The organism is Blautia sp. ZXY-1-C6 (assembly GCF_056339875.1).
On record NZ_JBWJVQ010000119.1, the window covers coordinates 1 to 2,985 of the forward strand.

At 37.6% G+C, this 2,985-nt stretch carries 3 protein-coding genes; all 3 read left to right on the forward strand.

Annotated features, from left to right (window positions below):
* Positions 1 to 428: 428 nt before the first annotated feature.
* Complete coding sequence (locus AC075J_RS04215; protein ID WP_476390060.1) at positions 429 to 983, forward strand: O-antigen ligase family protein; 555 nt, start codon at positions 429 to 431, stop codon at positions 981 to 983.
* 112 nt (positions 984 to 1,095) lie between these two features.
* Complete coding sequence (locus AC075J_RS04220) at positions 1,096 to 2,313, forward strand: hypothetical protein (protein ID WP_476390058.1); 1,218 nt, start codon at positions 1,096 to 1,098, stop codon at positions 2,311 to 2,313.
* 25 nt (positions 2,314 to 2,338) lie between these two features.
* Positions 2,339 to 2,985: lipopolysaccharide biosynthesis protein (locus AC075J_RS04225; protein WP_476390059.1), on the forward strand; the 647-nt coding region annotated here is incomplete at its 3' end.

A 2,985-nucleotide genomic window follows, 5' to 3' on the forward strand; every position in this document is an offset into this window, starting at 1 on the left:
GTGCTCGGCGTTTTGATGAATGTTGCAATCAATGGCTTCCATTTTTTCAGTACGCAACATGGTTTTTTACTTTCCATTTTTGATTTTATACTTTCTTTTTTTTATATACCATCAAGACGATTCTATAGTGTTTATGAAAAATCATAAGCAGTATGTAGACAGCGTTATAGGGCTGTGGGTAATGGCAGTGCTGATTTCATTGCCGTTGTCAAGCAGTTATGTGTATGAGGGAGAAACAAGAGGATTTGTTTCCTTTGCGGGAACAACGTTCCTGCTCTGTCCAATTGCGATTTTTGTATTTGCGCTTCTTGCGGTTCAATATAATCTTTGGCATAGGAAGAGATATGTAATTGCCATGTTTGTGACCTTCGCTGTGTATCATGCTTGGTACGACAAGAACATATCTGGGTGTTTTGGCGTGCGCGTGGATGCTGTTTCTCTATACGCAAATCAAAAACAAAAAGATGTATTTTGCTGTAATTGCGATAGCAGCAGTGGTTCTGGTTGGAATTGTGCTACTGTCTCCGATAAAGGAAAAATTTATATCTGCATCAAGCAGAACAGAAATCGGCATTGATCCGCTGGCTGCATTCACTAGCGGAAGATCTACTTTCTGGACATACGATATTTTAACTATGATCAAAAACAATCCGATTCGGATTCTATTTGGAAATGGTGTCAACTATTTGTTCAAGATTAACTATGCTCATTTTGGAAATCCATTGTGGGCACATAACGATTTTATTCAAATTTTTAGCGACTATGGTTTGTTTGGCCTATTGGTGTACTTGGGAATGTTTATAACATTGTTCAAGAAGACATTCAACGGAATTAAAATATCGAAGATGGCGATGATGATGTTGGTTGCAATATGGGCATTTAACGCCTTCTTTAATATGTTTTATACCTATTTTTGCGCAACACTTTCTTATCCGTTCTATTGTATGATTATTAAAATCGACGCAATTAAACGGGGGGGGTAATCCTAAGCAGATGGATTAAGAAAAAACTTGCTGGACTGAAGCGCGAAACAGCTTGTGCTATGCACACTCAATTTTGCAACTATATGAGATTTGCAGGATGTGAGGTGGCGGTATGAGTTGGAATGTGAAAGTTGGACAAAGAGTATATCATTCACATACTGTGATTTGCATCTTGGTTCTTGCATTCCAGATTTATTTCGAAATGCGAGGTGGCAGAACCTATTTCGATGAAGGACTAGCACTTGTTTGCATGTTCTATGTTATGATACTTCTTTTAAAGAGAAGATTGGACTCATCAGACCAAATATCGGTGTTCCTTTTGATTGTGGTAATTGCTATTGGCTTACTTTCGAACGCAATGAGTGGATTGGCATATTCATGGTTCTCGGTTTTTGTGGATGTCATTTCAGAAACAAAGTTTTTGTGGACGATTTTTGCATTTAAATATTATATTACATCAGACGTATATAGCGATATGTCCAGAGCGCTGCGCCCACTCGCAAAATTGTTCTGCTACCTCGCAGGCTTATTTGCGATTATATCCCAGTTTGTGAATCTCGGAATGACTGAAAACGAAAGATATGGAATCAAATCCTATAATTTTGTTTTTCCGATGAGCTTTCAATTTCTTGCAGTTGCATTGGTTGCAATTGCTGTGCTTTCAATTTCAAAGGACAAATACAACAATCGTTTGCCGTATGCAGCCGTGTGCGTTGGATTAATCCTAGCGACCAAAAGTTCTCCGTTGCTGTTTTCGGTAATGTTTATATTCCTTTTGATTTATTTTCAAAAGAGAGCACAGCTTAAAACAAGAACAGTAGTGTTTATGGCTGTGATTGTTTTGCTTTTGGGAACCTTCCAGATTCAAACTTATCTGATGAATGTAAATGCACCTAGATATTTGTTCTTCTACTACGGAGGAAAAACAGCAAATACATATTTCCCATTGGGTTCCGGGTTTGCCACATTCGGTTCGGATCAGGCAGCTAGAAATTATTCGAGATTATATTATCAATATGGTTTTAACAGCTTATTCGGAATGAATACCAAGGATGGATCTTTCTTGAGTGACACGTTCTGGCCGATGGCAATTGGACAGTTCGGATGGATTGGTTCGATTTTGTATATATTGATTTATGTGCGAATCTTCTTCTCGTTCAAGTGGATGAATTTGAATTCGGAGCAAAAAGCACTTTTATATGCTGGTTACATGCAGTATATAATTCATGCCGTTGGCTCTGCAATTCTTTCTGCTCCTGCAGGTATGATTGGTGCAATAGCATTGGCAGCTGTTATGAAGCCTGCTAATGAAGTAGAAACAATAGACTAGAATAAAAATATCGTACAGGAAGATTATGGAAAAATACAAATACCTCTTAAAAAATGTTGGCATAATGACATTGGCCAGTTTTGGGACTAAAATATTATCATTTTTAATGGTTCCGCTGTATACAAATATTTTATCAACAGAAGCATATGGAACGTATGATATCTATCAGACCACACTCTTTTTGATTGTTCCAGTTTTGTCATTGAATATTGCAGATGGAATTATGCGCTTCTCACTGGATGAAACCTATGATAAGCGTGAAGTCTTTATGGTTGGTGTCAGACGGTACATTGTCGCATGTGTTCTGTGCATCTTGCTGGTGGGTGTTAATCAGTGTTTTTCTATAATAAAAACCTTGACGTTGTACCCACAGTTCTTTGTTTTATATTTCGTTACAAGCCTGATGTCGGATATTCTCAATAATTATGCGCGCGGAATCGAAAAGGTATCAGATGTTGCCATTGGCGGCATTATCGGTTCTGTTTCAATGCTTACATTAAATGTTCTTTTTTTGTTGGCATTTAAGTGGGGGCTTGTTGGATATTTTGTTGCCAATTGTTTGTCATTTGCAAGCACAGACTTGTATTTACTAATTAAGCTGAAAATTTGGAAAGTCATTAGTTGGAAACCAGAAAATCGGTCCTTGAAAAAAGAAATGGTTGCCTACAGTGT

What these genes read in the sequence shown, in the direction of transcription:
- AC075J_RS04215 (WP_476390060.1), top strand. Translation starts at nt 429, where the DNA reads ATGCTGTTTCTCTATACGCAAATCAAAAACAAAAAGATGTATTTTGCT.
- AC075J_RS04220 (WP_476390058.1), top strand. Translation starts at nt 1,096, where the DNA reads ATGAGTTGGAATGTGAAAGTTGGACAAAGAGTATATCATTCACATACT.